Raw genomic sequence first — 23,184 nt, 5'->3', positions numbered from 1 at the left:
ACAGGAAAGGCTAGGGGCTGCACGCTCGGCAGGAGAGAAGGCGGAGGAGATCCGCCTTCGAGTGGGTGACGATTTAAGAAAAATTGATCTGACCCTGGGGCTTTGGCTGTTCCCCACCGATCCTGGCGCCTTCACCGACCATGTCCAGGACTTTGTTTGCCATGTCCAGGACTTTGTGTCCCGCGCCCATTGCGCCGTTTGCCAGATCCATCCCTTTATCAGCAATACCCGCCACCATTGGGATTGCACCCATAACCCCTGCTGCCATCGAAATAGGATCCATCGTCATTCTCCACATTGGTTTAGGAGGTTTATTCCTCCTGGCGTTTGTGTGGTGAATTGTTACTGTTGAGTTCCGCTATTTCCGGGCGGTCTGCCTGGCGAGCACAAAAAAGCCCGGCAATCGCCGGGCTCTTTTTACTGAACGCGCTGCTTAGGCAGTGAAGGTCTTGCCTTCGAACTGCTCAGCCACGAACTTCCAGTTGACCAGGTTCCAGAACGCTTCCACATACTTTGGACGCACGTTGCGGTAGTCGATGTAGTAGGCGTGTTCCCATACGTCGCAGGTCAGCAGCGGGGTGTCGCCGCTGGTCAGCGGGTTGCCGGCGCCGATGGTGCTGGCCAGGGCCAGGGAACCGTCAGCCTTTTTCACCAGCCAGCCCCAACCGGAACCGAAGGTGCCGACGGACGTCTTGGTGAACTCTTCCTTGAACTTGTCGAACGAACCGAACGCCGCATTGATGGCCTCAGCCAGTGCGCCGGTTGGTTGGCCGCCGGCGTTTGGCGCCAGGCAGTTCCAGTAGAAGGTGTGGTTCCAGACCTGAGCGGCGTTGTTGAAGATGCCGCCCGAGGAAGACTTGACGATTTCTTCCAGGGTCTTGCCTTCGAACTCGGTGCCAGGCACCAGGTTGTTCAGGTTCACGACATAGGTGTTGTGGTGCTTGTCGTGGTGGTATTCCAAGGTTTCCTTGGAGATGTGCGGCTGCAGGGCATCGTGTGCGTAGGGCAGCGGCGGCAATTCGAAAGCCATGATGATTCTCCTAATCAGGTCAGTTGCGGTGAGCGCAAGGCCGATCACGGGCGGCCAAACATGCGCCGGGGAGTTTGTACTCTTTGCGGCGCAGGGGGCCGATCATAGCACCGGGGGTGCGGCATAACCACGCAACAACTGTGTGGGATAGAGGTTCCAGCGCGTTTTCAACTATTGGTCAGGCGCTGATCAATTGGTAGGCCACCGAGAACATCATCACCGCCACCAGCAAGTCCAGCAGGCGCCAGGTGGCCGGGCGTGCGAGCCAGGGTGCCAGCCACGCCGCGCCGAGTGCCAGGGTGGTGAACCACAGGAACGAAGCGCTGGCGGCACCGGCCACGTAAGCCCCCGGCTGCGTTTGTTGCGCGCCCAGGGAACCGATCAGCAGCACGGTGTCCAGGTACACATGGGGATTTAGCAGGGTCACCGCCAGCGCGCTCAACAGGACCGCGCGCAATGAGCGGGTCTTGAGAGTGGCATCCTGATCCAGGCTTTGTTTCGAACAGGCCCGGCGTAGCGCACATGCGCCATACCACAGCAGGAACGCTGCGCCGCCCCAGCGTGCCACCGCAAGCAGTATCGGGCTCTGGGCCAGCACGGTGGCCAGGCCGAACACCCCGGCGGCCACCAGCAGCGCATCGCAGATCACGCACAAGGCCGCGACGGGCAAGTGATGCTCGCGGCGCAGGCTTTGCGCGAGGACGAACGCGTTCTGGGTGCCGATTGCCATGATCAGCCCGAGGGCCACCAGCAAGCCGTTCATATAGCTCTGCCACATACTGAAGGATCCTTGTTGATGCTTAAACGATGCTGGCTATGGTGCGGGTCTGACCTGTATAAGAAAAACCAATATTGCTGATCGCTCATTAGGAAAACTGATGTTCGACTATAAGTTGCTTTCCGCCCTGGCGGCGGTGGTGGAACAAGCCGGCTTCGAGCGCGGTGCCCAGGTGCTGGGGCTGTCGCAGTCGGCGATCTCCCAGCGCATCAAGCTGCTGGAGGCGCGTATCGGGCAGCCGGTGCTGGTACGGGCCTTGCCCCCAACCCCGACCGACATCGGCCGACGCCTGCTCAACCATGTGCAACAGGTGCGTTTGCTGGAGCGTGACCTGCAAAGCCAGGTGCCGGCGCTGGACGAGGAGGGTATGCCCGAGCGCTTGCGCATCGCCCTGAATGCCGACAGCCTGGCCACATGGTGGGCCGAGGCCATCAGCGACTTCTGCGCCGAACAGCACTTGCTGCTGGACCTGGTGGTCGAAGACCAGACTGTGGGCCTCAAGCGTATGCGCGCCGGTGAGGTTGCGGCCTGTATCTGTGCCAGCGAGCGCCCGGTGGCTGGCGCTCGCAGCCTGTTACTGGGCGCCATGCGTTATCGGGCGCTGGCCAGCCCGGCGTTTATTGCCCGGCATTTCCCGGCGGGCGTGCGCGCCGATCAATGGGCGCGCACGCCGGCGCTGGTGTTCGGCCCGGATGATTTCCTGCAACACCGTTACCTGGCTTCCCTCGGGGTGAACGGAGGTTTTGAGCACCATCTATGCCCGTCGTCCGAAGGTTTTATTCGCCTGACGGAAGCCGGTCTTGGGTGGGGCCTGGTGCCCGAGTTACAGGTGCGCGACCAGATGGAAACCGGCGTATTGGTGGAGTTATTGCCAGATAAGCCCATCGATGTGCCGCTGTACTGGCATCATTGGCGCAGTGGCGGGCAACTGTTGGGCTTGTTGACCGACCATCTGGCCCAGGTTTGTGGCCACTGGTTGGTGCCGTTGAAGTGATGGCGGGCGTCAAGGCCACAGCGATGAAAAACGAAAGAACACGGAGTACTACATGAAAATTCTGGTCACCGGCGCAAGCGGCTTCATCGGCGGGCGCTTTGCGCGTTTTGCCCTTGAACAGGGCCTGGATGTGCGGGTCAACGGGCGACGCGCCGAGGGTGTCGAACACCTGGTTCGGCGCGGTGCCGAGTTTATCCAGGGTGACTTGAATGATGCCGACCTGGTGCGTGACCTGTGCCGCGACGTTGAAGCCGTGGTGCATTGCGCCGGCGCCGTCGGGTTGTGGGGCAAGTATCAGGACTTTCACCAAGGCAATGTGCTGGTGACTGAAAATGTGGTTGAAGCCTGCCTCAAGCAGCGCGTGGGGCGCCTGGTGCACCTGTCGTCGCCGTCGATCTACTTCGACGGCCGCGACCATTCAGGCATCACCGAAGAGCAGGTGCCCAAACGTTTCAAGCATCCTTATGCCGCCACCAAATACCTGGCCGAGCAGAAGGTCTTCGGTGCCCAGGAGTTCGGTCTTGAGGTGTTGGCGTTGCGCCCGCGTTTTGTCACCGGTGCCGGCGACATGAGCATCTTCCCGCGGCTGTTGAAGATGCAGCGCAAGAACCGCCTGGCCATTGTCGGCGACGGCCTGAACAAGGTCGACTTCACCAGCGTGCACAACCTCAATGAAGCGCTGCTCAGCAGCCTGCTCGCACCCGGCTCGGCGCTGGGCAAGGCGTACAACATCAGCAACGGCGCACCGGTGCCTATATGGGATGTGGTCAATTATGTGATGCGGCAAATGGAGCTGCCCCAAGTGACCCGTTATCGGTCTTACGGTTTGTCCTACAGCGTGGCGGCCTTGAATGAGGCGTTCTGTGCGATGTGGCCGGGGCGGCCGGAGCCTTCGTTATCGCGTTTGGGCATGCAGGTGATGAACAAAGATTTCACCCTCGACATCAGCCGTGCCAGGCATTATCTGGACTACGACCCCAAGGTCACCCTGTGGGCCGCGCTCGATGAGTTCTGCAGTTGGTGGAAAGCCCAGGATCCGGGCCTCAAGTAAGTTCATAACCAGCAACACATCGGGAACCGAATTCGCCGGACCGTGTCGACCTATGCGTCTGGAGCACGGTTTATACTTGCGCCGCTCGGCCTCTGAGCAGCCACCTCATTGATTCAAGGTAGATTCATGCGTAACGATGCAAAAGACGACTTCGACAACGTGCCCAGCCTGCGGGCAGACCTCGGGGACGACGATGATTTCGTGCCGACTGCCGCCACTTCGGTGCGCTCGCGAACCACACCAGTGGTCAAAGTTAAAAGTGCCAGCACCGGCCCGTTGTGGGCGTTGGTAGGCGCATTGCTGATTGCTTTCGCCGGCCTGGCCTGGTGGAGCTTCCAGCAGATTTCCCTGATGGGCCAGCAACTGGTCGCCACCCAGGAAAGCTTCGCCCGCATCAGCGAGGAAGCGGCGGGGCGCCTGCAGGATATTTCCGGCAAGGTCGTGGCCAGCGAAGCCAGCGTGAACAACGGCAGCGAGGCGCTGAAATTGCAGATCAAGCAGTTGCAAGCCCAGTTGCAGGAGCAGGGCAAGCAACAGTTGGGCGTCGCCGGCCAAGCCACCGAGCTGGACAGTCGCCTGGCCCAGATGAGCGCCAGTACCACCGAACTGACGGCTGCCAATGCCAAGCTGCAAGGCCAGGTGCAGGCCCTGACCGACGCTGTCGCCAGCCTCAAGGCGGCCCAAGGTGAGATCAAGGACTTGTCCACTGATGTGGCAGCCTTGAAGAAGCAGGGTAATCCAGGCGCCGCCATCGCCCGTCTTGAGCAGGATTTGCTGGTACTCAAGAGTGCCCAGGAAAACCAGCCTGCCAACGTCGATGCGCCGACCAACAAGGAGTTTGATGTGTTCCGCATCCAGACCACGCGCAATATCACCACCTTGCAGAGCCAGGTGCAGAATCTGAACCAGCGCCTCAATGCGCCTGCTGCGGCCACACCGCTGGGTCAATGAACGAAGTTATGGCCTTTGAATGAGATCTAAATGTAGGAGGGAGCAAGCCCCCTCCCACATTTTGGATTTTCACTTGGAGATTGATTGTCACCAGATAGTGACATTTCTTCTCCCCTTCGTTACTTGCCCCTACCGCGCCCTTGTTTAGACTCCGGTCATCCCACAAAAAACAATAAGGGCCACCCATGACCACCCATCCACTGCCTGCCAGCAGTTGGCTGAACGCACCTGCCCACCACGCCTGGCTCGCCGCTGAAGGCCAGCGCCTGTTGGCGTTCGCCAAGGCATCGCGCCTGCCGGACGGGTTCGGCAACCTCGACGATAAAGGCCAGTTGCCCGCCGATGCCCGCGCCGAAACCATGAACACCGCCCGTATGACCCACAGCTTCGCCATGGCCCATGCGATGGGGCTGCCCGGTTATGCCGAGCTGGTGGCGCATGGCGTGACGGCTCTCAGCGGCCCGCTGCGCGACAGTGAGCACGGTGGCTGGTGCGCCGCGCCCCAAGCCCTGGATGGCAACACCGGCAAAGCAGCGTACCTGCATGCATTCGTGGCCCTGGCCGCCAGCTCTGCGGTGGTGGCTGGCGCGCCGGGTGCGCAAACCTTGTTGAACGACGCCATTCATATCATCGACCAGTTCTTCTGGAGCGAGGAGGAGGGCGTCATGCTTGAATCTTTCGCCCGGGACTGGAGTGGTGTCGAAGGCTATCGCGGCGCCAACAGCAACATGCACGCCACCGAAGCCTTCCTGGCCCTGGCCGATGTCACTGCTGACAGCCGTTGGCTGGACCGTGCGCTGCGCATCGTCGAGCGGGTGATCCACACCCACGCCGCCAGCAACCAGTTCATGGTGATCGAGCACTTTGACGCGCAGTGGAAACCTCTACTGGGCTACAACGAAGATAACCCCGCTGATGGGTTTCGCCCTTACGGCATCACCCCCGGCCACGGTTTCGAATGGGCGCGGCTGCTACTGCACCTGGAAGCTGCGCGCCTGCAGGCCGGGCTGGATACGCCGGCTTGGTTGGTTGACGACGCCAAAGGGCTGTTTGCCAGCGCCTGTGAATATGCCTGGGCCGTGGATGGTGCACCGGGCATTGTCTACACGTTGGATTGGAGTCGGCGCCCGGTTGTACGCGAGCGCTTGCACTGGACCCACGCAGAAGCCAGCGCCGCTGCTCAGGCACTGCTCAAACGTACCGGTGAACTGCATTACGAGATCTGGTATCGACGCATCTGGGAGTTTTGTGAAACCCACTTCATCGATCGGCTCCATGGCAGTTGGCACCACGAACTCAGCCCGCACAACCAACCCAGCAGCAAAATCTGGGGCGGCAAACCTGATCTGTACCATGCCTGGCAAGCGGTCGTGCTGCCGGCGTTACCCTTGGCACCCAGCCTGGCCAGTGCATTGGGCAACGGGCGTTATGTCACCAAGTGGTGACATTTGTGCGTCCCTTTGTTACCTGCGCCTGGAAAATCCCTGTTTAAACTCCGTGCAGCGCAAGCTCTAGACTTGCATGCATAACAACAAGAAAAGGTACTCAGATGAACGCGATTAATCGCCTCGCCGTTGCTATTTCCATTGCCTCGTTGTTTCCCCTCAGTGCATTTGCCGCCGACTCCAAAGGTACGGTGGAAGTGGTGCATTGGTGGACTTCCGGTGGTGAAAAAGCGGCTGTGGATGTCCTGAAGGCCCAAGTTGAGAAAGACGGCTTCACCTGGAAAGACGGTGCCGTTGCAGGTGGCGGTGGCGCCACGGCCATGACCGTGCTGAAAAGCCGTGCAGTTGCCGGCAACCCACCGGGCGTAGCCCAGATCAAAGGCCCCGACATCCAGGAATGGGCGTCCACTGGCCTGCTCGACACAGACGTGCTCAAAGACGTCGCCAAAGAAGAAAAGTGGGATTCCCTGCTCGACAAGAAAGTCTCCGATACCGTGAAGTACGACGGTGACTACGTAGCCGTACCGGTGAATATTCACCGCGTGAACTGGCTGTGGATCAACCCGGAAGTCTTCAAGAAAGCCGGTATCACCAAGAACCCAACCACCCTCGAAGAATTCTACGCAGCCGGCGACAAGCTCAAAGCTGCAGGCTTCATTGCGCTTGCCCACGGCGGCCAGCCTTGGCAGGACAGCACCGTTTTCGAAGCGGTAGTGCTCTCGGTCATGGGTGCTGATGGCTACAAGAAAGCCCTGGTCGACCTGGATAACGACGCCCTGACCGGTCCGCAAATGGTCAAGTCCCTCACTGAGCTGAAGAAAGTCGCGACCTACATGGACGTGGACGGCAAAGGCCAGGACTGGAACCTCGAAGCCGGCAAGGTCATCAACGGCAAGGCCGGTATGCAGATCATGGGTGACTGGGCCAAGTCCGAGTGGACTGCCGCCAAGAAAGTTGCCGGTAAGGACTACGAGTGCGTAGCGTTCCCGGGCACCGACAAAGCCTTCACCTACAACATCGACTCCCTGGCGGTGTTCAAGCAGAAAGACAAAGGCACTGCCGCAGGTCAGCAGGACATCGCCAAAGTCGTGCTGGGTGAAAACTTCCAGAAAGTGTTCAGCATCAACAAGGGCTCGATCCCTGTGCGTAACGACATGCTGACCAAGATGGATTCCTACGGCTTCGACTCCTGCGCCCAGACCGCCGCCAAGGACTTCCTGACCGACGCCAAGACGGGCGGCCTGCAGCCAAGCATGGCGCACAACATGGCCACTACCCTGGCGGTGCAAGGTGCGTTCTTTGACGTAGTGACCAACTACATCAACGACCCGAAAGCCGACCCGGCCGACACCGCCAAGAAGCTGGGTGCTGCGATCAAGTCGGCCAAGTAACACTTGGAGCGGATTTTTGTGGGAGCCGGGCTTGCCCGCGATGCAGACAACTCGGTGTACCGGTGACACCGAGGTGATGCCATCGCAGGCGAGCCAGCTCCCACACAAACCGCGTTCGACAAGAGACTCACCTTGTAGTCCTTTTTCCCTGTAGTGGATTTTCCCATGAGTTCTGTTGCTGTGTTCAGCAAGGCCTCGCCGTTCGATGTGCTGCAACGCTGGCTACCCAAACTGGTGCTGGCGCCGAGCATGTTCATCGTGCTGGTAGGCTTTTACGGCTACATCCTGTGGACGTTCGTGCTGTCGTTCACCACTTCCACGTTCCTGCCCAGCTACAAGTGGGCGGGCCTGGCTCAGTATGAGCGTTTGTTCGACAACGACCGTTGGTGGGTGGCGAGCAAAAACTTGGCGCTGTTCGGCGGCATGTTCATTGGCATCACCCTGGTGATCGGCGTGACGCTGGCGATTTTCCTCGACCAGAAAATCCGCCGCGAAGGCTTTATCCGCACCATTTACCTGTACCCGATGGCGCTTTCGATGATCGTCACCGGTACCGCCTGGAAATGGTTGCTCAACCCGGGCATGGGCCTGGACAAACTTCTGCGGGATTGGGGCTGGGAAGGCTTCCGTCTCGACTGGCTGATCGACCCCGACCGCGTGGTCTACTGCCTGGTGATCGCCGCTGTGTGGCAAGCCTCGGGCTTTATCATGGCGATGTTCCTGGCTGGCCTGCGTGGGGTTGATCAATCGATCATCCGCGCTGCCCAGATCGACGGTGCCAGCCTGCCGCGCATCTATTGGAGCGTCGTGCTGCCCAGCCTGCGTCCGGTGTTCTTCAGTGCAGTGATGATCCTGGCGCACATTGCGATCAAGAGCTTCGACCTGGTGGCGGCGATGACCGCGGGTGGCCCGGGCTATTCGTCCGATCTGCCGGCGATGTTCATGTACTCGTTCACCTTCAGCCGTGGCCAGATGGGCATGGGCTCGGCCAGTGCAATCCTGATGCTCGGTGCGATCCTCGCGATCATCGTGCCGTACCTCTACTCCGAGCTGAGGACCAAACGTAATGACTAGTCTCGCCTCCAAACCTGCCATCAGCCTGAGTCGTATCGCGATCTATGCGGTGCTGATCCTCGCCGTGCTGCTGTACCTGGTGCCGCTGGTGGTGATGCTGCTCACCAGCTTCAAGACTCCCGAAGACATCAGCAGCGGCAACCTGCTGAGCTGGCCGACCGTGGTCAGTGGCATCGGCTGGGTCAAGGCCTGGGCCACTGTGGATGGTTACTTCTGGAACTCGATCAAGATCACCGTTCCAGCCGTGCTGATTTCCACCGCCATCGGGGCCTTGAATGGCTATGTGTTGTCGTTCTGGCGTTTCCGAGGCTCGCAACTGTTCTTTGGATTGTTGCTGTTCGGCTGCTTCCTGCCGTTCCAGACCGTGCTGCTGCCCGCGTCGTTCACCCTCGGCAAGATGGGCCTGGCCAGCACCACCACCGGCCTGGTGTTTATCCACGTGGTCTACGGCCTGGCGTTCACCACGCTGTTTTTCCGTAACTACTACGTAAGCATCCCGGATGCGCTGATCAAGGCGGCACGCCTGGACGGTGCGGGTTTCTTCACCATCTTCCGGCAGATCATTCTGCCGATGTCGACGCCGATCATCATGGTCTGCCTGATCTGGCAGTTCACACAGATCTGGAACGACTTCCTGTTCGGCGTGGTGTTCTCCAGCGGCGACTCGCAGCCCATCACGGTGGCGCTGAACAACCTGGTCAACACCAGCACCGGGGCCAAGGAATATAACGTGGATATGGCGGCGGCGATGATCGCCGGGCTGCCGACCCTGCTGGTCTATGTGATCGCAGGCAAGTATTTCGTGCGCGGCCTCACGGCCGGCGCGGTCAAGGGGTAATCATGGCTACGCTTGAACTTCGCAATGTAAACAAAACCTACGGCGCCGGCCTGCCCGACACCTTGAAGAACATCGAACTGTCGATCAAGGAAGGCGAATTCCTGATCCTGGTCGGCCCTTCGGGGTGCGGCAAGTCCACGCTGATGAACTGCATCGCCGGCCTTGAGACCATCACCGGCGGCGCGATCATGATCGGCGACCAGGATGTCAGCGGCATGAGCCCCAAGGATCGCGACATCGCCATGGTGTTCCAGTCCTATGCGCTGTACCCGACCATGAGCGTGCGCGAGAACATCGAGTTCGGCCTGAAGATTCGCAAGATGCCGCAAGCCGACATCGACGCCGAAGTCGCACGCGTGGCCAAGCTGCTGCAGATCGAACACCTGCTCAACCGCAAGCCGGGCCAACTGTCCGGTGGCCAGCAGCAGCGTGTGGCCATGGGCCGAGCGCTGGCGCGCCGGCCGAAGATCTACCTGTTCGACGAACCGCTGTCCAACCTCGACGCCAAATTGCGCGTCGAGATGCGCACCGAAATGAAGCTGATGCACCAGCGTCTGAAAACCACCACCGTCTACGTCACCCACGACCAGATCGAAGCGATGACCCTGGGCGATAAAGTGGCGGTGATGAAGGACGGCATCATCCAACAATTCGGCACGCCGAAAGAAATCTATAACGACCCGGCCAACCTGTTTGTGGCAAGCTTTATCGGTTCACCACCGATGAACTTCGTGCCTTTGCGCCTGCAACGCAAGGACGGTCGCCTGGTCGCGCTGCTGGACAGCGGCCAGGCCCGTTGCGAGTTGCCGCTGAGCATGAATGACGCCGGGCTTGAAGACCGCGATGTGATCCTCGGCCTGCGCCCGGAGCAGATCGTGTTGGCGGCGGGCGAGGGCAATGGCTCGTCGAGTATTCGTGCCGAAGTGCAGGTGACCGAGCCGACCGGCCCGGACACGCTGGTGTTTGTGCAGCTCAACGACACCAAGGTCTGCTGCCGTTTGGCGCCGGACGTCGCGCCGCAGGTGGGTGAGACACTGACGCTGCAATTCGACCCGGCCAAGGTGTTGCTGTTTGACGCCAAGACCGGTGAGCGATTGGGGACTGCTGGCTCACTGGGGGCATCTGTGGGAGCCGGGCTTGCCCGCGATGGCGTCACCGCGTTGTAACTGCAGGACCGAGGCGCCTGCATCGCGGGCAAGCCCGGTTCCCACAGGAAAAAGAAGATAACCAGTTGTTTTAGTTAAAAAATGTAACCCGCGTTAGATAAAAACAGTTTAATAACAATAAAGACGAGGATGTAGGGATGAAAAAGCAACACAACAACACCCGGCTGATCTGCCAGCTGTCAGCGGTAGCAGCCCTGGTTTTGTCCGCCAATGCGATGGCAGATGAAGCCTTCAGTGCCGATTCCAAATGGATGACCGGCGATTGGGGCGGTGAGCGTACCAAGCTGATCGAGCAAGGTATCGACATCAAGGCCGACTACGTTGGGGAGATGGGCTACAACGCCCACGGCGGTTATAACGACGACAAGACCGGTCGCTACTCTGACCAGTTTGGTCTTGGCGTGGCACTGGACCTGCAAAAACTGTGGGGCTGGGATAACACCCAGGCCAAGATCCAGTTGACCAATCGTAATGGCGAGAACATCTCCAACGACCGTGTTGGTGACCCGCGTGCTGGCACCTTGAGTTCATCGCAGGAAGTGTATGGCCGTGGCCACATGGTGCGTCTGACCCAACTGTGGATCCAGCATCAGTTCCTCGACGGCAAGCTGGACGTCAAAGCCGGTTACTTCGGTGAAGGCGAAGACTTCAACACCTTCCCCTGCGAGTTCCAGAACCTGGCGTTCTGCGGTTCCCAAGTGGGTAACTGGGCCACCAACATCTGGTACAACTGGCCCGTCAGCCAGGCCGCTCTGCGTGTGAAATACCACATCACGCCTGAACTGTATGCGCAAATTGGCGCGTACAACCAGAACCCATCGCAAACCGAAATGGGCAACGGCTTCAAGCTCAGCGGCAGCGGCACCAAGGGCACCGTGTTGCCAGTTGAATTGGTGTGGTCGCCGAAGGTCAATGGCCTGCCGGGCGAGTACCGCGTGGGTTACTACAAGAGCACGGCTGACGCTGATGATGTGCGCGAAGACGTCAATGGCGGCGACGCTGGCGCCACTGGCGATGCCCTGCGCGTTCGCAACAGCAAAAGCGGCTACTGGGGCGTGGTGCAACAGCAACTCACCACTCACAATGGTGATGCCTCCCGTGGTCTGAACGTTGCGGCTAACGTCACCTTCCACGACAAGGACACCAACTTCATCGACAACTATCAGTCGCTGATGTTTGTGTACAAGGGCCCGTTCGATGCGCGTCCAAAGGATGACATCGGCATCGGTTTTGCCCGTATCCATGTCAACGATGACGTGAAGAAAACCGCAGAGCTGCGTAACGCGGCAGGTGGTTTTACTGACTACAGCCAGGCCGGTTACATGCCGCTGCAAGGTACCGAATACAACTACGAAATCAACTACGGCTTCCATGTCACCAATTGGCTGACCGTACGCCCTAACCTGCAATACATCACCCACCCAGGTGGTGTGGATCAAGTCGACAACGCCTTGGTCGCCGGCCTGAAAATTCAGTCTACCTTCTAACGCTGTTGCGATAAGCTCCTCTCTCTGTGCGCATTTGCGGGTAGCCATGGCTATCCGCTTTTTTTTGGCTTGCACTGTGATATTCGGAACCTGTGCACATGCATGAGCAACCGCTGCAACGCTTTTTCAAATCCCTGCGCGAGCGGCCGGTGTTCGCCTGGGAGCGCTTTCAGATGCGCGATGTGTTGGTGATCGACCACCCCCTGTGCCAGGCGGTGTTCAGTCGCCAGGGTGCGCAATTGCTGCACTTTCAACCGACGGGCCAGAAGCCGTGGCTGTGGTGCGCCGCCAAATGGCCGCAAGTCGGGGCTATCCGTGGTGGCGTACCGGTGTGCTGGCCGTGGTATGGCCGTCACCCCAGCGAAAACGCATGGCCGTCCCATGGCTGGGCGCGCCTGATTGACTGGAAGCTGCTCGACAGCAGCACCGATGACGATGGCGTGCGCCTGCACTGGCAATTGCAATTGTGCGACTGGCAGGTGGACTTGCACGCGCACTTGGGCGAAACCCTGGAACTGCGCCTGAGCACCGAGCACCAGGACGAGTTGCCGTGCCAGTTGAGCCATGCTTTGCACGCTTACTGGCGTATTGGTCACGTTGACGAGGTAGCGCTGTCTGGGCTCGACGGCGCGCAAGGTTATGATCAGCTCAACCGTCAGGTCTGCCAGCAGGAAGGTGAACTGCGGGTCGATGGCGGTTGCCAGCGGGTGTTCCAGCATGAGGGCGAACTACAGCTCAAGGACCACGCCTGGCAGCGTGAACTGTGTATCGACACCGGCGACAGCGCCGACACGGTGGTGTGGCATCCAGGTAGCCGACCGCTGTTGGGCGTGAGCTTTAACGAGGCGTCGGGGTTTGTGTGCGTGGAGTCGGCGATGGCCGGTGCGAGCCTGGCGCCGGGGGAGAGGGCGCATTTGAGTCTGCAGGCTCGGGCTGGAGCTTAGCGGTGTGGCTGATGGCGCTATCGCAGGCAAGCCAGCTCCCACATTTGAAGGTATTCACACATCAAACTGTGGGAGGGGGCTTGCTCCCGATGAGGCCAGTGCAGCCAACACAGGTCCAGGCTTAGTTGAACTCATCCCCCACCGGATACCGGCTGTCATTCAAACTCTCTTTGATCTTGCGCAAATGCGGCTGGAAATCCACCCCGCGACGCAGGGTCATGCCGGTCGCCAGCACATCCAGCACGGTCAATTGGATGATCCGAGAAGTCATCGGCATGTAGATATCGGTGTCTTCCGGCAACGGGATGTTCAGGCTTACTGTACTGGCCTTGGCAAGCGGCGAGTTTTCGGCGGTCACGCCCAACACTGACGCACCGTTTTCCCTGGCGATACGCGCCACTTCCACCAGTTCGCGTGTGCGTCCGGTGTAGGAAATGATCACGAACAGCTCGCCGGTATGCGCTACCGAAGCGATCATGCGCTGCATCAGCACGTCCGCATGAGCGGTCACCGCCAGGTTGAAGCGGAAAAACTTGTGCAGCGCATCCATGGCCACCGGCGCCGAGGCGCCCAGGCCGAAGAAGTGGATCTGGCGCGCCTGGATCAACAAGTCCACCGCCTTGCTGATCAGCGCCGGGTCCAGGGCCTGGCAAGCGCTGTCCAGGGACGCAATGGCGCTGCCAAAGATCTTCTGGGTGTAGGCCTCGGGGTTATCATCGGCCTCCACGGCACGGCTGACATACGCGGCGCCACTGGCCAGGCTTTGCGCCAACTGCAATTTAAGTTCAGGGTAACCGCTGACGCCGAACGAACGGCAGAAGCGGTTGACCGTCGGTTCGCTGACCGAGGCGGCCTGGGCGAGGGCAGCGATCGAGAAGCGTGTAGCCTGCTGCGGGTTGAGCAGGATGACTTCAGCGACTTTGCGCTCGGCCTTGTTTAATTCTTCGAGGCGGTTCCGGATCTGTTCCAGAAGATTTCGCACGCGGTCCATTCAGTCTTTCCTTCGGGCGACGATGCAAATAAAGGGCGGCAACCAATCGACGACTGGCTTTTCGCGGTGGCCTATCCTACTGAGGGTAGCTGAACACCACCACTCGCAATGCGTATTTCCGGAAAATGTTGTGGTTATTACTACATTTTTCCTTGAGTGATGCCTTGAAAAAAGGTATTTGTAGCTTAACTTGATAAAAGAACAAACATCATGCCTTCGATAACCGTAGAACCCTGCACCTTTGCCCTGTTTGGCGCCTTGGGTGATCTGGCGCTGCGCAAGTTATTTCCTGCCCTCTATCAACTCGATGGCGCCGGGCTGCTGCACGACGATACGCGCATCCTGGCCCTGGCCCGTGAAGCCGGCAGCGAGCAGCAACATCTGGCCCATATCGAAAAAGAATTGCGTAAATACGTCGGCAAGGAACTCGACGAGGCCGTGGCCGCGCGCTTCCTTGCGCGCCTGGCCTACGTGCATGTCGACTTCATGAAGGCTGACGACTACGTCGCCCTTGCCGAGAAGGTCGGCGGCGAGCAACGCCTGATCGCCTACTTCGCTACCCCCGCGGCGGTGTACGGGGCTATCTGCGAGAACCTGTCCAAGGTGGGCCTGGCGGAAAACACCCGCGTGGTCCTGGAAAAGCCCATCGGTTCGGACCTGGAATCCTCGCGCAAGGTCAACGATGCGGTGGCGCAGTTTTTCCCGGAAAACCGCACCTACCGTATCGACCACTATCTGGGCAAAGAAACCGTCCAGAACCTGATCGCCCTGCGTTTCGCCAACAGTTTGTTCGAAACCCAGTGGAACCAGAACTACATTTCCCACGTGGAAATCACCGTGGCCGAGCAGGTCGGCATCGAAGGCCGTTGGGGCTACTTCGACAAGGCCGGCCAGCTGCGTGACATGATCCAGAACCACCTGCTGCAGTTGCTGTGCCTGATCGCCATGGACCCGCCGGCCGACCTGTCCGCCGACAGTATCCGCGACGAGAAGGTCAAGGTGCTCAAGGCCCTGGCGCCGATCAGCCCCGAGGGCCTGACCACCCAGGTGGTACGCGGCCAATACATTGCCGGCTACAGTGCGGGCAAAGCCGTGCCGGGTTATCTGGAAGAAGACAATTCCAACACCCAGAGCGACACCGAAACCTTCGTCGCCCTGCGTGCCGATATTCGCAACTGGCGTTGGGCCGGGGTGCCGTTCTACCTGCGTACTGGCAAACGTATGCCGCAAAAGCTGTCGCAGATTGTCATCCATTTCAAGGAACCGTCCCACTACATCTTCGCCCCCGAGCAGCGCCTGCAGATCAGCAACAAGCTGATCATTCGCCTGCAACCGGACGAAGGTATTTCCTTGCGCGTGATGACCAAAGAGCAGGGCCTGGACAAGGGCATGCAACTGCGCAGCGGGCCACTGCAACTGAATTTTTCCGACACCTATCGCAGCGCACGCATCCCGGATGCCTACGAGCGGTTGTTGCTGGAAGTGATGCGCGGCAATCAGAACCTGTTTGTTCGCAAAGATGAAATCGAAGCTGCGTGGAAGTGGTGTGACCAGTTGATCGCCGGCTGGAAAAAGTCCGGTGATGCACCCAAGCCGTATGCGGCGGGGTCCTGGGGGCCGATGAGCTCGATTGCACTGATTACGCGGGATGGGAGGTCGTGGTATGGCGATATCTGAATTGAAACTGCCTCAGGGCGTTACTGCCCATGAGTACCGTACGCCCACGCTGCTGGCCGATGGCCTGGCCCATGACGTGGCCGAACAACTGCGCGCTGCCATCAGCGCCCGTGGCGAGGCGACGCTGGTGGTGTCCGGTGGACGCAGCCCCGTGGCGTTTTTCCAGAACCTGGCCAAGCAGGGGCTGGACTGGTCCAGGGTCACCGTCACCCTGGCCGATGAACGCTGGGTACCGGTCGAACACGCCGACAGCAATGCCGGCCTGTTGAAGCAGCACCTGCTGCAAGGCCCGGCAGCCGCGGCCAGGTTCCTCAGCCTGTACAGTGCCGCCGCCAACCTTGAAGACGCTGCCGAGCAGGCCGATCGGCTGCTGGCCGAACTGCCCGGCATTGATGTGCTGGTGCTGGGCATGGGCGATGACGGCCACACCGCCTCGCTGTTCCCCAACAGCCCCAACCTGGCAGAGGCACTGAAGGCCGACGGTACTCGCCGTTGCTGGCCGATGCTGGCGCCAACCGTGCCGCACCAGCGCCTGACCATGAGTCGTGCGCTGCTGGCGACGGCCAACTACACCGTGCTGTCGATTTCCGGCAGTTCGAAATTGACCACCTTGAGCGCCGCGCTGGCCAGCGACGATGTTGCTGCCATGCCGATTCGCGCGTTTTTGCAACCTACTCTAGAGATTTACTGGTGCCCATGAGCCAAGGATCAGCCGCTATGAAAAGCCCTCAACCGACCGTGTCCATGGCGGATAAAGTTGCCTTGATCGACAGCCTCTGCGCCAAGGCGCGGATCCTGCCGGTGATCACCATCGCCCGCGAGCAGGACATCCTGCCGTTGGCCGACGCCCTGGCAGCCGGCGGTTTGACCGCGTTGGAGGTGACCCTGCGTTCCGAGTTCGGCCTCAAGGCCATTCAGGTCTTGCGCGAGCAACGTCCTGAACTGTGCACCGGTGCCGGTACCGTGCTTGATCGTCACATGCTCGAAGCGGCCGAAGTGGCAGGTTCGCAATTTATCGTTACCCCTGGCATTACCCGCGACCTGCTGGAAGCCTCGGTACACAGCCCGATCCCGCTGCTGCCGGGCATCAGCAATGCCTCCGGTATCATGGAAGGCTACGGCCTGGGTTACCGCCGCTTCAAGTTGTTCCCGGCCGAAGTCAGCGGCGGCGTCGCGGCCATCAAGGCGCTGGGCGGCCCGTTTGGCGAAGTGAAATTCTGCCCGACCGGCGGCGTTGGCCCGGCCAATATCAAAAGCTACATGGCGTTGAAAAACGTGATGTGCGTGGGCGGTAGCTGGATGCTTGATCCTGAGTGGGTCAGGAACGGCGACTGGGCACGCATCCAGGAAGTTACCGCACAGGCGCTGGCGCTGCTGGACTGAGCGGATTTACAGAATCGTTGTTGCTGTGCTTAACGGCATTTTTGCGGTGCACTTGGTCGGTGTGCCGCTTTTTTTTGCCTGCAGAAACCTCAAGAACACCGATGTTCAACTGTGGGAGCTGGCTTGCCTGCGATAGCGGTGGGTCAGCTGACATCTCTTGCGCTGATACACCGCCATCGCAGGCAAGCCAGCTCCCACATGTTTAATCTGTGCTCAACTGGTTAATGGCGTTGACTAGCACGTCGATGTCCGCTGCCGATGTCACCAACCCTGGTGTCACCCGAATACAGGTGCCAAACGACGCACCCACACGCGTGGTGGTAAACAAGTCGTAGTCCCTGAGCATACGATCCACCATCACCTGCTGATCCCGCCCGAGGAACTTGAACGCGGTGATCCCGCAATACAGCCGCGGATCATCCGAGGTCAGCACTTCAATACCCGGCAAGGGGCGCACCTGGTTTACCCACAGATCCCGCAGGTAATTGACCCGCGCACCCTTGGCCGCGGCGCCACCCAATTGCCGATGTTCTTCAAACACCAACGGCAAGGTCATCAGCGCGGGAAAGTTCGGTGTGCTGTAGGACGTACGAGCGCGCACATCCGTGGCCGGGTAGTGAAACTCGCCCATGTCCGGGTCGATATCGGCCAGGCGCTCGGGGGCGATATATAAAAAGCCCAGGGTCAGCGGTGCACCCATCCATTTGTGCAGGTTGAACCCCGCGAATTGGATGCCCAGTTCAGCCAGGTTGAACTCGAACTGGCCCAGGGCGTGGGCGCCGTCGAGGATCACGTCGATATGCTGTTCGCGTGCGGCCTTGGCAATGGCCGCAACGGGCATCACCAGGCCGGTGCGGTGAGTGACATGCGTCAGGGCCATCAGTTTAAGACGCGGATACTGCGCGAACGCCTTGTTATACGTCTGCACCAGGCTGTCGAAACTGGCCGGGTGGGTGTGTGACACCTCGATCACCTCCACGCCGCGAACATCGGCAAGCCAGCGCATGGCGCCCTTGACCGTGTCGTACTCCAAATCGCTGATCAGCACCTGGTCGCCGGGTTGCAGGCGGTTGTAGTTGCGGATCAGCGACTGTAAGGCTTCGGTAGCGTTGCGCGTGAAGGCGATCGACTCGGGGTCGACGTCAATCAATGCCGCCAGCGTGCGGCGAATCTCGACGTTTTCACCTTGCTCGAAACGTTGGCGCACATGCACCGAGTTGCTGCGGTTGATAAAGCTGATGTGCTCAAGGTATTGCGCCTGCACTGCACGGCTCATACGCCCGAAGTAGCCGTTTTCCAGGTTGATCGGCCCGGGTTGCAGGTCATAGCACTGGGCGATGGTGTGCCAGTGGCGTTCGTTGTCGGCATTCCTTGGCATGGCGAGTCTCTTAATGGCGGGGGGCGGGTTTGCCGTGTTTGGCACGCAGTGGTTCGAGCAGTTCGGCCAGGCCGTTGTGGTCGATTTCCTGCATCAAGGCCAGCAGACCGCCCAATTCGCCGTGGGGGAAACCTTCACGGGCAAACCAGTTCAGGTAGGGGCCAGGCAGGTCGGCGATGATCCGGCCCTTGTATTTGCCGAAGGGCATTTCGCGGGTGATCAGCAGTTCGAGTTTTTCAGGATTCATAAGCTTCGCGGGATTGAGGCGAGGTCTTCGAAAATACAGGCATTCTGCATGAAGGCCAAATGACAGATCATGCAAATAACGCACATACAGATGGTTCAATATTTCATAAGTTATTGAAATTAAAGGATAAGTTAATTCTTAAAAACCTGGCACGGGCGCTGCAATAACCAAGACACCCTTCTAACCCGTACAAGGAATTGAAAAATGACTGACATCAATAAAGAATCGATCTCCGTACTGAACGACCTGATCGAAACCAGCATCGACGGCCAAAAGGGTTTCAAGGAATGCGCTGAAGATATCAAGCATCCGGAACTCAAGGCTCTGTTTGCCAAGCGCTCTGCTGATTGCGCCACTGCCGCCGCTGAATTGAAAACCGCCGTGCGTGCCCTGGGTGGCGATCCGGAAGATTCCGGCAGCGTAGCGGGTGCTCTGCACCGTGGCTGGGTCGACGTGAAGTCGATGGTCACTGGCAAGGATGAAGAAGCGGTACTGAACGAAGCCGAGCGCGGTGAAGACCACGCACTGAAGGCTTACCGTGAAGCGATCGAGAAGATCAACAAGCACAACCTGCTGGGCATTCGTGACCTGGTGGAGCGTCAGTACCACGGCGTACAGCGCAACCACGACCAGGTAAAAGCCCTGCGTAACCAGGCTCGTGCTCAGTCGTAAGACCTGCACTGTAGCAACTGTGGGAGGGGGCTTGCTCCCGATGGCGGTGAATCAGTCGACCTATTCAGTGACTGACTCACCGCCATCGGGGGCAAGCCCCCTCCCACATTTGTATTGTGTAAATGCAGAGATTGCAGTCAGCCTCAGCCAATACTGATCGGCGGCAACTCGGTCAACGTCACCACCTGCTGCTTGCGCGGCGCCAGAATCTCTGCCTCGCCATCTACCACCAACTCATCACGCTGGTTGAATACGCGTGTAGCGATGCGTACGCGAAACTTCGGCAGTTTTTCAAGGATTTCCAAACGCACGGTAAGGGTATCGCCAATCTTGACCGGCTTCTGGAAGGTCATTTGCTGGCCGATGTAGATAGTGCCCGGCCCAGGCAGCTCGCAGGCTACGGCCGCACTGATCAGCGCACCGCTGAACATGCCGTGGGCAATGCGCTCCTTGAACATGGTTGCCTTGGCGTATTCGGCATCCAGGTGCACCGGGTTGTGGTCGCCGGACATGGCGGCAAACAACTGGATATCACGCTCTTCGACGGTCTTGCTGAAGCTGGCGGTCTGGCCCACTTCGAGCGCCTCGTACGGGGTGTTGGTTACCTGGGTCATCTAAAGGTGCATCCTGTGGCTTATCGGTAATTAATCGGCTGATTTTAAAGCAAAAACTATTCGCAGCGGGCTGGCCTGCGCAACGTCAGCGCCTGTTCCAGCCAGCTCAGAAGGTCGGCGGTGACTTCATCACGGTTGGTTTCGTTGAATACTTCATGCCGCGCCTGCGGGTAGAGGTTCAATTGTATGTTCTGGCAGCCGGCCTCACGCAGGGCATGGGCCAGGTCCTTGAGACGCTTGCCTTCACTTACCGGATCACATTCGCCGCCCATCACCAGGATCGGCAAGCCCGGGTCGATCTGCGCGAGATTGGACGCTTTGCTGATTTGCTGCAAGCCGCCCAGCAGGTCGACCCATAACTGGTTGGTGCAGCGAAAACCGCAGAGCGGGTCGCTGATGTACTTGTCGACTTCGTCCGGGTCGCGGCTCAGCCAGTCGCAGGCGGTGCGATTGGGTTTGAACGCTTTGTTGAACGAGCCGAATGACAGGAACTCGATCAACGCACTGCGGCCGCGCAACCCCTGGCGCATGCGTTCGATACGTGCGATCAGCCGTGCCGCGCTATACAACGCTACCGGCTGGAAATTCGAACCGCTGAGAATCGCGCCATGCAGGCTGGCGCTGTGGTGCAGCAAATAGCCCTGGGCGATGTAGCTGCCCATGCTGTGGCCGAGCAAAATAATCGGCAGGCCCGGTTTTTGCTGGCCGATATGCTGGTTGAGGCTGGCCAGGTCGCCGACCACTTTGTTCCAGCCATCCTTTTCAGCGTACAGCCCCAGGGTGCCCTCATCGGCAGTACGCCCATGACCGCGCTGGTCCAGCGCATACACCCCGTAGCCGGCGCTGCACAAGGCGTCGGCCAGGCGAGCATAACGACCACTGTGTTCGGCCATGCCGTGGGAGAGCATCACCACCGCCTTGGGCGGGGTGTCTGGCAGCCATTGATTGACGTACAGGCGGCTGTGGTCATTCGCGGTCAGCCAGAAGGTGCTGTGGGTCATGGCGGCTTCCTTTGCTCAGGGTCGTTGCAGTGTATAGCTCATTCGCAGAGTTGCGGGGTATCTGCCTACACGTTAGACGCAAGATTCATACAATCAATGACACGATTTAGCGTATTTGCCTGTTTGCTCATAGCTGCTAACGTCCCCAAAGCTCCGCTTTTTATAAACGCTTAAAGCGGCCGGACATACTCAGGTAAGAGGACAAGAATAATGCAACCTGATTTCTGGAATGACAAACGCGCAGCGGGCGTTCCCAATGACATCGACCTCACCACCTACAAGTCGGTGATCGAAGTTTTCGAGCGTTCCTGCAAGACCTTTGCCGACCGTCCGGCGTTCAGCAACATGGGCATTACCCTGACCTACGCCGAGCTTGAACGCCAGAGTGCGGCGTTCGCCGGTTACCTTCAACAGCACACCGACCTCAAGCCTGGCGAGCGCATCGCGGTGCAAATGCCTAATGTGCTGCATTATCCGGTTGCGGTATTCGGCGCATTGCGCGCCGGGCTGATCGTGGTCAATACCAACCCGCTGTACACCCCCCGCGAGATGCGCCACCAGTTCAAGGACGCAGGTGTGCGGGCGCTGGTGTACCTCAACCTGTTCGGTTCGCGGGTGCAGGAGGTCTGCACCGACACCGAGATCGACTACTTGATCGAAGCCAGGATGGGCGACTTCATGCCCGCCGCCAAAGGCTGGCTGGTCAACACCGTGGTCGACAAGGTGAAGAAGATGGTCCCGGCCTACCACCTGCCACGGGCTGTGTCGTTCAAGCGTGCGTTGCGCATGGGCGCGGGCCTTGGGGTGACGCGCCATCCGGTAACCCTGGACGATATTGCCGTGCTGCAATACACCGGCGGCACCACCGGCCTGGCCAAGGGCGCGATGCTCACCCATGGCAACCTGGTGGCGAACATGCAGCAGGTGCGGGCGTGCATGTCGCAACTGGGTGAAGACGGCCACCCGCTGATCAAGGAAGGGCAGGAGGTCATGATCGCACCGCTGCCGCTGTACCATATCTATGCATTCACGGCGAATTGCATGTGCATGATGGTGTCCGGCAACCACAACGTGCTGATCACCAACCCACGGGACATTGGCGGCTTTATCAAGGAGCTCAAGCAGTGGCGCTTCACCGGGCTGCTGGGGCTCAACACCCTGTTTGTGGCGTTGATGGATCACCCGGATTTCAAGAGCCTGGATTTCTCCCATCTCAAGATCACCAACTCCGGCGGCACCGCTCTGGTCAAGGCCACGGCGGAACGGTGGAAGGCGCTGACCGGTTGCTCCATCGGCGAAGGCTACGGCCTCACCGAAACTTCACCGGTGGCCAGCACCAACCCGTACGGCGGCCTGTCGCGCCTGGGGACCGTGGGCATTCCGGTGCCGGGCACCGCCATGAAAGTGGTTGATGATCAAGGGCACGAACTGCCGTTGGGTGAGCGCGGCGAGTTATGCATCCAGGGCCCGCAGGTGATGAAGGGGTACTGGCAGCAACCCCAGGCCACCGCCGAAACCCTGGACGCTGAAGGCTGGCTCAAGACCGGTGACATTGCCGTGATCGACACCGACGGCTATGTCAGCATTGTTGATCGCAAGAAAGACCTGATTATCGTCTCCGGCTTCAATGTCTATCCCAACGAAATCGAAGATGTGGTGATGGCCCACCCGGCCGTAGCCAGCTGCGCGGTGATCGGCGTGCCGGACGAGCGCACGGGGGAGGCGGTGAAGCTGTTCGTGGTAGCGCGGGCCCAAGGGGTGAGCATTGAGGAGCTGAAGGCGTACTGCAAGGCCAATTTCACGGGGTACAAGGTGCCCAAGCACATTGTGCTGAGGGAGTCTTTGCCGATGACGCCGGTGGGGAAAATTCTGCGGCGCGAGCTTCGCGACATCGCCTGAATTGAAATAGGGTCAAAATGTGGGAGGGGGCTTGCTCCCGATAGCGGTGGATCAGCCAAAGACTCTGTTGACTGACACACTGCTATCGGGAGCAAGCCCCCTCCCACATTTGTTATCCGTCGCCCAGGAAAGCCCATTCCAGAGCGTATTTCATTGATATAGAATTTTTGCTC

At 59.5% G+C, this 23,184-nt stretch carries 23 protein-coding genes; 15 read left to right on the top strand and 8 right to left on the bottom strand.

All coding sequences use genetic code 11. The features are described 5' to 3' along the window. Positions 1-73 precede the first annotated feature (73 nt). From J1G33_RS06960 to J1G33_RS06950, 3 genes are all read right to left on the bottom strand, one after another. The gene (locus tag J1G33_RS06960) at positions 74-283 is read right to left on the bottom strand and encodes a hypothetical protein (protein WP_146097885.1); all 210 of its coding nucleotides are present in this window, start codon (positions 281-283) and stop codon (positions 74-76) included. A 150-nt stretch (positions 284-433) separates the two neighbouring features. Continuing rightward, the gene (locus tag J1G33_RS06955) at positions 434-1,030 is read right to left on the bottom strand and encodes a Fe-Mn family superoxide dismutase (RefSeq protein WP_003212997.1); all 597 of its coding nucleotides are present in this window, start codon (positions 1,028-1,030) and stop codon (positions 434-436) included. Between the two features lie 178 nt (positions 1,031-1,208). Next, a complete protein-coding gene (locus J1G33_RS06950; RefSeq protein ID WP_032879749.1) occupies positions 1,209-1,808 on the bottom strand; it encodes a LysE/ArgO family amino acid transporter in 600 nt (199 codons plus the stop codon). A 100-nt stretch (positions 1,809-1,908) separates the two neighbouring features. Here J1G33_RS06950 and J1G33_RS06945 point away from each other — a divergent pair, with 100 nt between their 5' ends. The 10 genes from J1G33_RS06945 (at position 1,909) to J1G33_RS06900 (ending at position 13,149) form a co-directional block, all read left to right on the top strand. Then, positions 1,909-2,802, top strand: a complete 894-nt coding sequence (locus J1G33_RS06945; protein ID WP_223017847.1) for a LysR family transcriptional regulator ArgP — start codon at positions 1,909-1,911, stop codon at positions 2,800-2,802. A gap of 52 nt (positions 2,803-2,854) precedes the next feature. Continuing rightward, positions 2,855-3,853: an NAD-dependent epimerase/dehydratase family protein gene (locus tag J1G33_RS06940; RefSeq protein WP_032879753.1), complete on the top strand. Its 999-nt coding sequence runs from the start codon at positions 2,855-2,857 to the stop codon at positions 3,851-3,853. A 126-nt stretch (positions 3,854-3,979) separates the two neighbouring features. Continuing rightward, positions 3,980-4,804 (top strand): ATPase, encoded by an 825-nt coding sequence (locus tag J1G33_RS06935; RefSeq protein WP_032879754.1) that lies wholly within the window; start codon positions 3,980-3,982, stop codon positions 4,802-4,804. Between the two features lie 185 nt (positions 4,805-4,989). After that, positions 4,990-6,249 carry an AGE family epimerase/isomerase gene (locus tag J1G33_RS06930; protein WP_223017846.1) on the top strand — a complete coding sequence of 420 codons (1,260 nt, stop codon included), beginning with the start codon at positions 4,990-4,992 and terminating at the stop codon, positions 6,247-6,249. 104 nt (positions 6,250-6,353) lie between these two features. Beyond that, positions 6,354-7,640 (top strand): ABC transporter substrate-binding protein, encoded by a 1,287-nt coding sequence (locus J1G33_RS06925; RefSeq protein ID WP_078822160.1) that lies wholly within the window; start codon positions 6,354-6,356, stop codon positions 7,638-7,640. A gap of 165 nt (positions 7,641-7,805) precedes the next feature. After that, on the top strand, positions 7,806-8,714 hold the full coding sequence (locus tag J1G33_RS06920) for a sugar ABC transporter permease (protein WP_005790780.1): 909 nt from the start codon (positions 7,806-7,808) through the stop codon (positions 8,712-8,714). After that, a complete protein-coding gene (locus J1G33_RS06915; protein ID WP_005790778.1) occupies positions 8,707-9,552 on the top strand; it encodes a carbohydrate ABC transporter permease in 846 nt (281 codons plus the stop codon). The genes J1G33_RS06920 and J1G33_RS06915 overlap by 8 nt, the downstream gene beginning before the upstream one ends. A 2-nt stretch (positions 9,553-9,554) precedes the next feature. Continuing rightward, on the top strand, positions 9,555-10,718 hold the full coding sequence (gene ugpC, locus J1G33_RS06910) for a sn-glycerol-3-phosphate ABC transporter ATP-binding protein UgpC (RefSeq protein WP_103734747.1): 1,164 nt from the start codon (positions 9,555-9,557) through the stop codon (positions 10,716-10,718). A 137-nt stretch (positions 10,719-10,855) separates the two neighbouring features. Then, positions 10,856-12,205, top strand: coding sequence for a carbohydrate porin (locus J1G33_RS06905; RefSeq protein WP_078822158.1), 1,350 nt, complete (start codon positions 10,856-10,858; stop codon positions 12,203-12,205). A 98-nt stretch (positions 12,206-12,303) separates the two neighbouring features. After that, on the top strand, positions 12,304-13,149 hold the full coding sequence (locus J1G33_RS06900; protein ID WP_005790774.1) for a D-hexose-6-phosphate mutarotase: 846 nt from the start codon (positions 12,304-12,306) through the stop codon (positions 13,147-13,149). Between the two features lie 121 nt (positions 13,150-13,270). Here J1G33_RS06900 and J1G33_RS06895 read toward each other — a convergent pair whose 3' ends face one another. Next, a complete protein-coding gene (locus J1G33_RS06895; RefSeq protein ID WP_169856377.1) occupies positions 13,271-14,131 on the bottom strand; it encodes a MurR/RpiR family transcriptional regulator in 861 nt (286 codons plus the stop codon). Between the two features lie 219 nt (positions 14,132-14,350). Here J1G33_RS06895 and zwf point away from each other — a divergent pair, with 219 nt between their 5' ends. From zwf to J1G33_RS06880, 3 genes are read left to right on the top strand one after another with little or no spacing between them, the layout of a single operon-like run. Then, entirely contained in the window at positions 14,351-15,817 is a 1,467-nt protein-coding gene (zwf, locus tag J1G33_RS06890; protein WP_032879759.1) for a glucose-6-phosphate dehydrogenase, read from the top strand. Continuing rightward, entirely contained in the window at positions 15,804-16,517 is a 714-nt protein-coding gene (gene pgl / locus J1G33_RS06885; protein WP_032879760.1) for a 6-phosphogluconolactonase, read from the top strand. The genes zwf and pgl overlap by 14 nt, the downstream gene beginning before the upstream one ends. Positions 16,518-16,534: 17 nt before the next feature. Then, positions 16,535-17,200 (top strand): bifunctional 4-hydroxy-2-oxoglutarate aldolase/2-dehydro-3-deoxy-phosphogluconate aldolase, encoded by a 666-nt coding sequence (locus J1G33_RS06880; protein WP_032803689.1) that lies wholly within the window; start codon positions 16,535-16,537, stop codon positions 17,198-17,200. Positions 17,201-17,402: 202 nt separating this feature from the next. On the opposite strand, the gene J1G33_RS06875 is transcribed toward J1G33_RS06880, so the two are convergent. Both J1G33_RS06875 and J1G33_RS06870 read right to left on the bottom strand, forming a co-directional pair. Then, on the bottom strand, positions 17,403-18,578 hold the full coding sequence (locus J1G33_RS06875; RefSeq protein ID WP_032879761.1) for an aminotransferase class V-fold PLP-dependent enzyme: 1,176 nt from the start codon (positions 18,576-18,578) through the stop codon (positions 17,403-17,405). A 10-nt stretch (positions 18,579-18,588) separates the two neighbouring features. After that, positions 18,589-18,825, bottom strand: coding sequence for a DUF3820 family protein (locus tag J1G33_RS06870; protein WP_005790761.1), 237 nt, complete (start codon positions 18,823-18,825; stop codon positions 18,589-18,591). 204 nt (positions 18,826-19,029) lie between these two features. Here J1G33_RS06870 and J1G33_RS06865 point away from each other — a divergent pair, with 204 nt between their 5' ends. Then, positions 19,030-19,497, top strand: coding sequence for a PA2169 family four-helix-bundle protein (locus tag J1G33_RS06865; RefSeq protein ID WP_003175720.1), 468 nt, complete (start codon positions 19,030-19,032; stop codon positions 19,495-19,497). 143 nt (positions 19,498-19,640) lie between these two features. On the opposite strand, the gene J1G33_RS06860 is transcribed toward J1G33_RS06865, so the two are convergent. Both J1G33_RS06860 and J1G33_RS06855 read right to left on the bottom strand, forming a co-directional pair. Continuing rightward, complete coding sequence (locus J1G33_RS06860) at positions 19,641-20,111, bottom strand: MaoC family dehydratase (RefSeq protein ID WP_003193747.1); 471 nt, start codon at positions 20,109-20,111, stop codon at positions 19,641-19,643. A 56-nt stretch (positions 20,112-20,167) separates the two neighbouring features. Further along, entirely contained in the window at positions 20,168-21,112 is a 945-nt protein-coding gene (locus J1G33_RS06855) for an alpha/beta hydrolase (protein WP_148852600.1), read from the bottom strand. A gap of 210 nt (positions 21,113-21,322) precedes the next feature. Here J1G33_RS06855 and fadD2 point away from each other — a divergent pair, with 210 nt between their 5' ends. Next, entirely contained in the window at positions 21,323-23,011 is a 1,689-nt protein-coding gene (fadD2, locus tag J1G33_RS06850; protein ID WP_078822156.1) for a long-chain-fatty-acid--CoA ligase FadD2, read from the top strand. Positions 23,012-23,184: the final 173 nt, after the last annotated feature.

The organism is Pseudomonas sp. P867, assembly GCF_019891455.1.
Lineage (GTDB): Bacteria > Pseudomonadota > Gammaproteobacteria > Pseudomonadales > Pseudomonadaceae > Aquipseudomonas > Aquipseudomonas synxantha_A.
Note: the sequence above shows the minus strand (reverse complement) of the source record. Positions and strands in the feature narration are given on the sequence as shown.

Excerpts from the sequence above, each read along its gene's own strand:
- J1G33_RS06920 (WP_005790780.1), top strand. The coding sequence starts at position 7,806 with ATGAGTTCTGTTGCTGTGTTCAGCAAGGCCTCGCCGTTCGATGTGCTG.
- J1G33_RS06925 (WP_078822160.1), top strand. The coding sequence starts at position 6,354 with ATGAACGCGATTAATCGCCTCGCCGTTGCTATTTCCATTGCCTCGTTG.
- J1G33_RS06855 (WP_148852600.1), bottom strand. The coding sequence starts at position 21,112 with ATGACCCACAGCACCTTCTGGCTGACCGCGAATGACCACAGCCGCCTG.
- J1G33_RS06870 (WP_005790761.1), bottom strand. The coding sequence starts at position 18,825 with ATGAATCCTGAAAAACTCGAACTGCTGATCACCCGCGAAATGCCCTTC.
- J1G33_RS06950 (WP_032879749.1), bottom strand. The coding sequence starts at position 1,808 with ATGTGGCAGAGCTATATGAACGGCTTGCTGGTGGCCCTCGGGCTGATC.
- ugpC (WP_103734747.1), top strand. The coding sequence starts at position 9,555 with ATGGCTACGCTTGAACTTCGCAATGTAAACAAAACCTACGGCGCCGGC.
- J1G33_RS06945 (WP_223017847.1), top strand. The coding sequence starts at position 1,909 with ATGTTCGACTATAAGTTGCTTTCCGCCCTGGCGGCGGTGGTGGAACAA.
- J1G33_RS06915 (WP_005790778.1), top strand. The coding sequence starts at position 8,707 with ATGACTAGTCTCGCCTCCAAACCTGCCATCAGCCTGAGTCGTATCGCG.
- J1G33_RS06905 (WP_078822158.1), top strand. The coding sequence starts at position 10,856 with ATGAAAAAGCAACACAACAACACCCGGCTGATCTGCCAGCTGTCAGCG.
- J1G33_RS06900 (WP_005790774.1), top strand. The coding sequence starts at position 12,304 with ATGCATGAGCAACCGCTGCAACGCTTTTTCAAATCCCTGCGCGAGCGG.
- zwf (WP_032879759.1), top strand. The coding sequence starts at position 14,351 with ATGCCTTCGATAACCGTAGAACCCTGCACCTTTGCCCTGTTTGGCGCC.
- pgl (WP_032879760.1), top strand. The coding sequence starts at position 15,804 with ATGGCGATATCTGAATTGAAACTGCCTCAGGGCGTTACTGCCCATGAG.
- J1G33_RS06935 (WP_032879754.1), top strand. The coding sequence starts at position 3,980 with ATGCGTAACGATGCAAAAGACGACTTCGACAACGTGCCCAGCCTGCGG.
- J1G33_RS06960 (WP_146097885.1), bottom strand. The coding sequence starts at position 283 with ATGGATCCTATTTCGATGGCAGCAGGGGTTATGGGTGCAATCCCAATG.
- J1G33_RS06865 (WP_003175720.1), top strand. The coding sequence starts at position 19,030 with ATGACTGACATCAATAAAGAATCGATCTCCGTACTGAACGACCTGATC.
- J1G33_RS06930 (WP_223017846.1), top strand. The coding sequence starts at position 4,990 with ATGACCACCCATCCACTGCCTGCCAGCAGTTGGCTGAACGCACCTGCC.
- J1G33_RS06880 (WP_032803689.1), top strand. The coding sequence starts at position 16,535 with ATGAAAAGCCCTCAACCGACCGTGTCCATGGCGGATAAAGTTGCCTTG.
- J1G33_RS06955 (WP_003212997.1), bottom strand. The coding sequence starts at position 1,030 with ATGGCTTTCGAATTGCCGCCGCTGCCCTACGCACACGATGCCCTGCAG.
- fadD2 (WP_078822156.1), top strand. The coding sequence starts at position 21,323 with ATGCAACCTGATTTCTGGAATGACAAACGCGCAGCGGGCGTTCCCAAT.
- J1G33_RS06860 (WP_003193747.1), bottom strand. The coding sequence starts at position 20,111 with ATGACCCAGGTAACCAACACCCCGTACGAGGCGCTCGAAGTGGGCCAG.
- J1G33_RS06940 (WP_032879753.1), top strand. The coding sequence starts at position 2,855 with ATGAAAATTCTGGTCACCGGCGCAAGCGGCTTCATCGGCGGGCGCTTT.
- J1G33_RS06875 (WP_032879761.1), bottom strand. The coding sequence starts at position 18,578 with ATGCCAAGGAATGCCGACAACGAACGCCACTGGCACACCATCGCCCAG.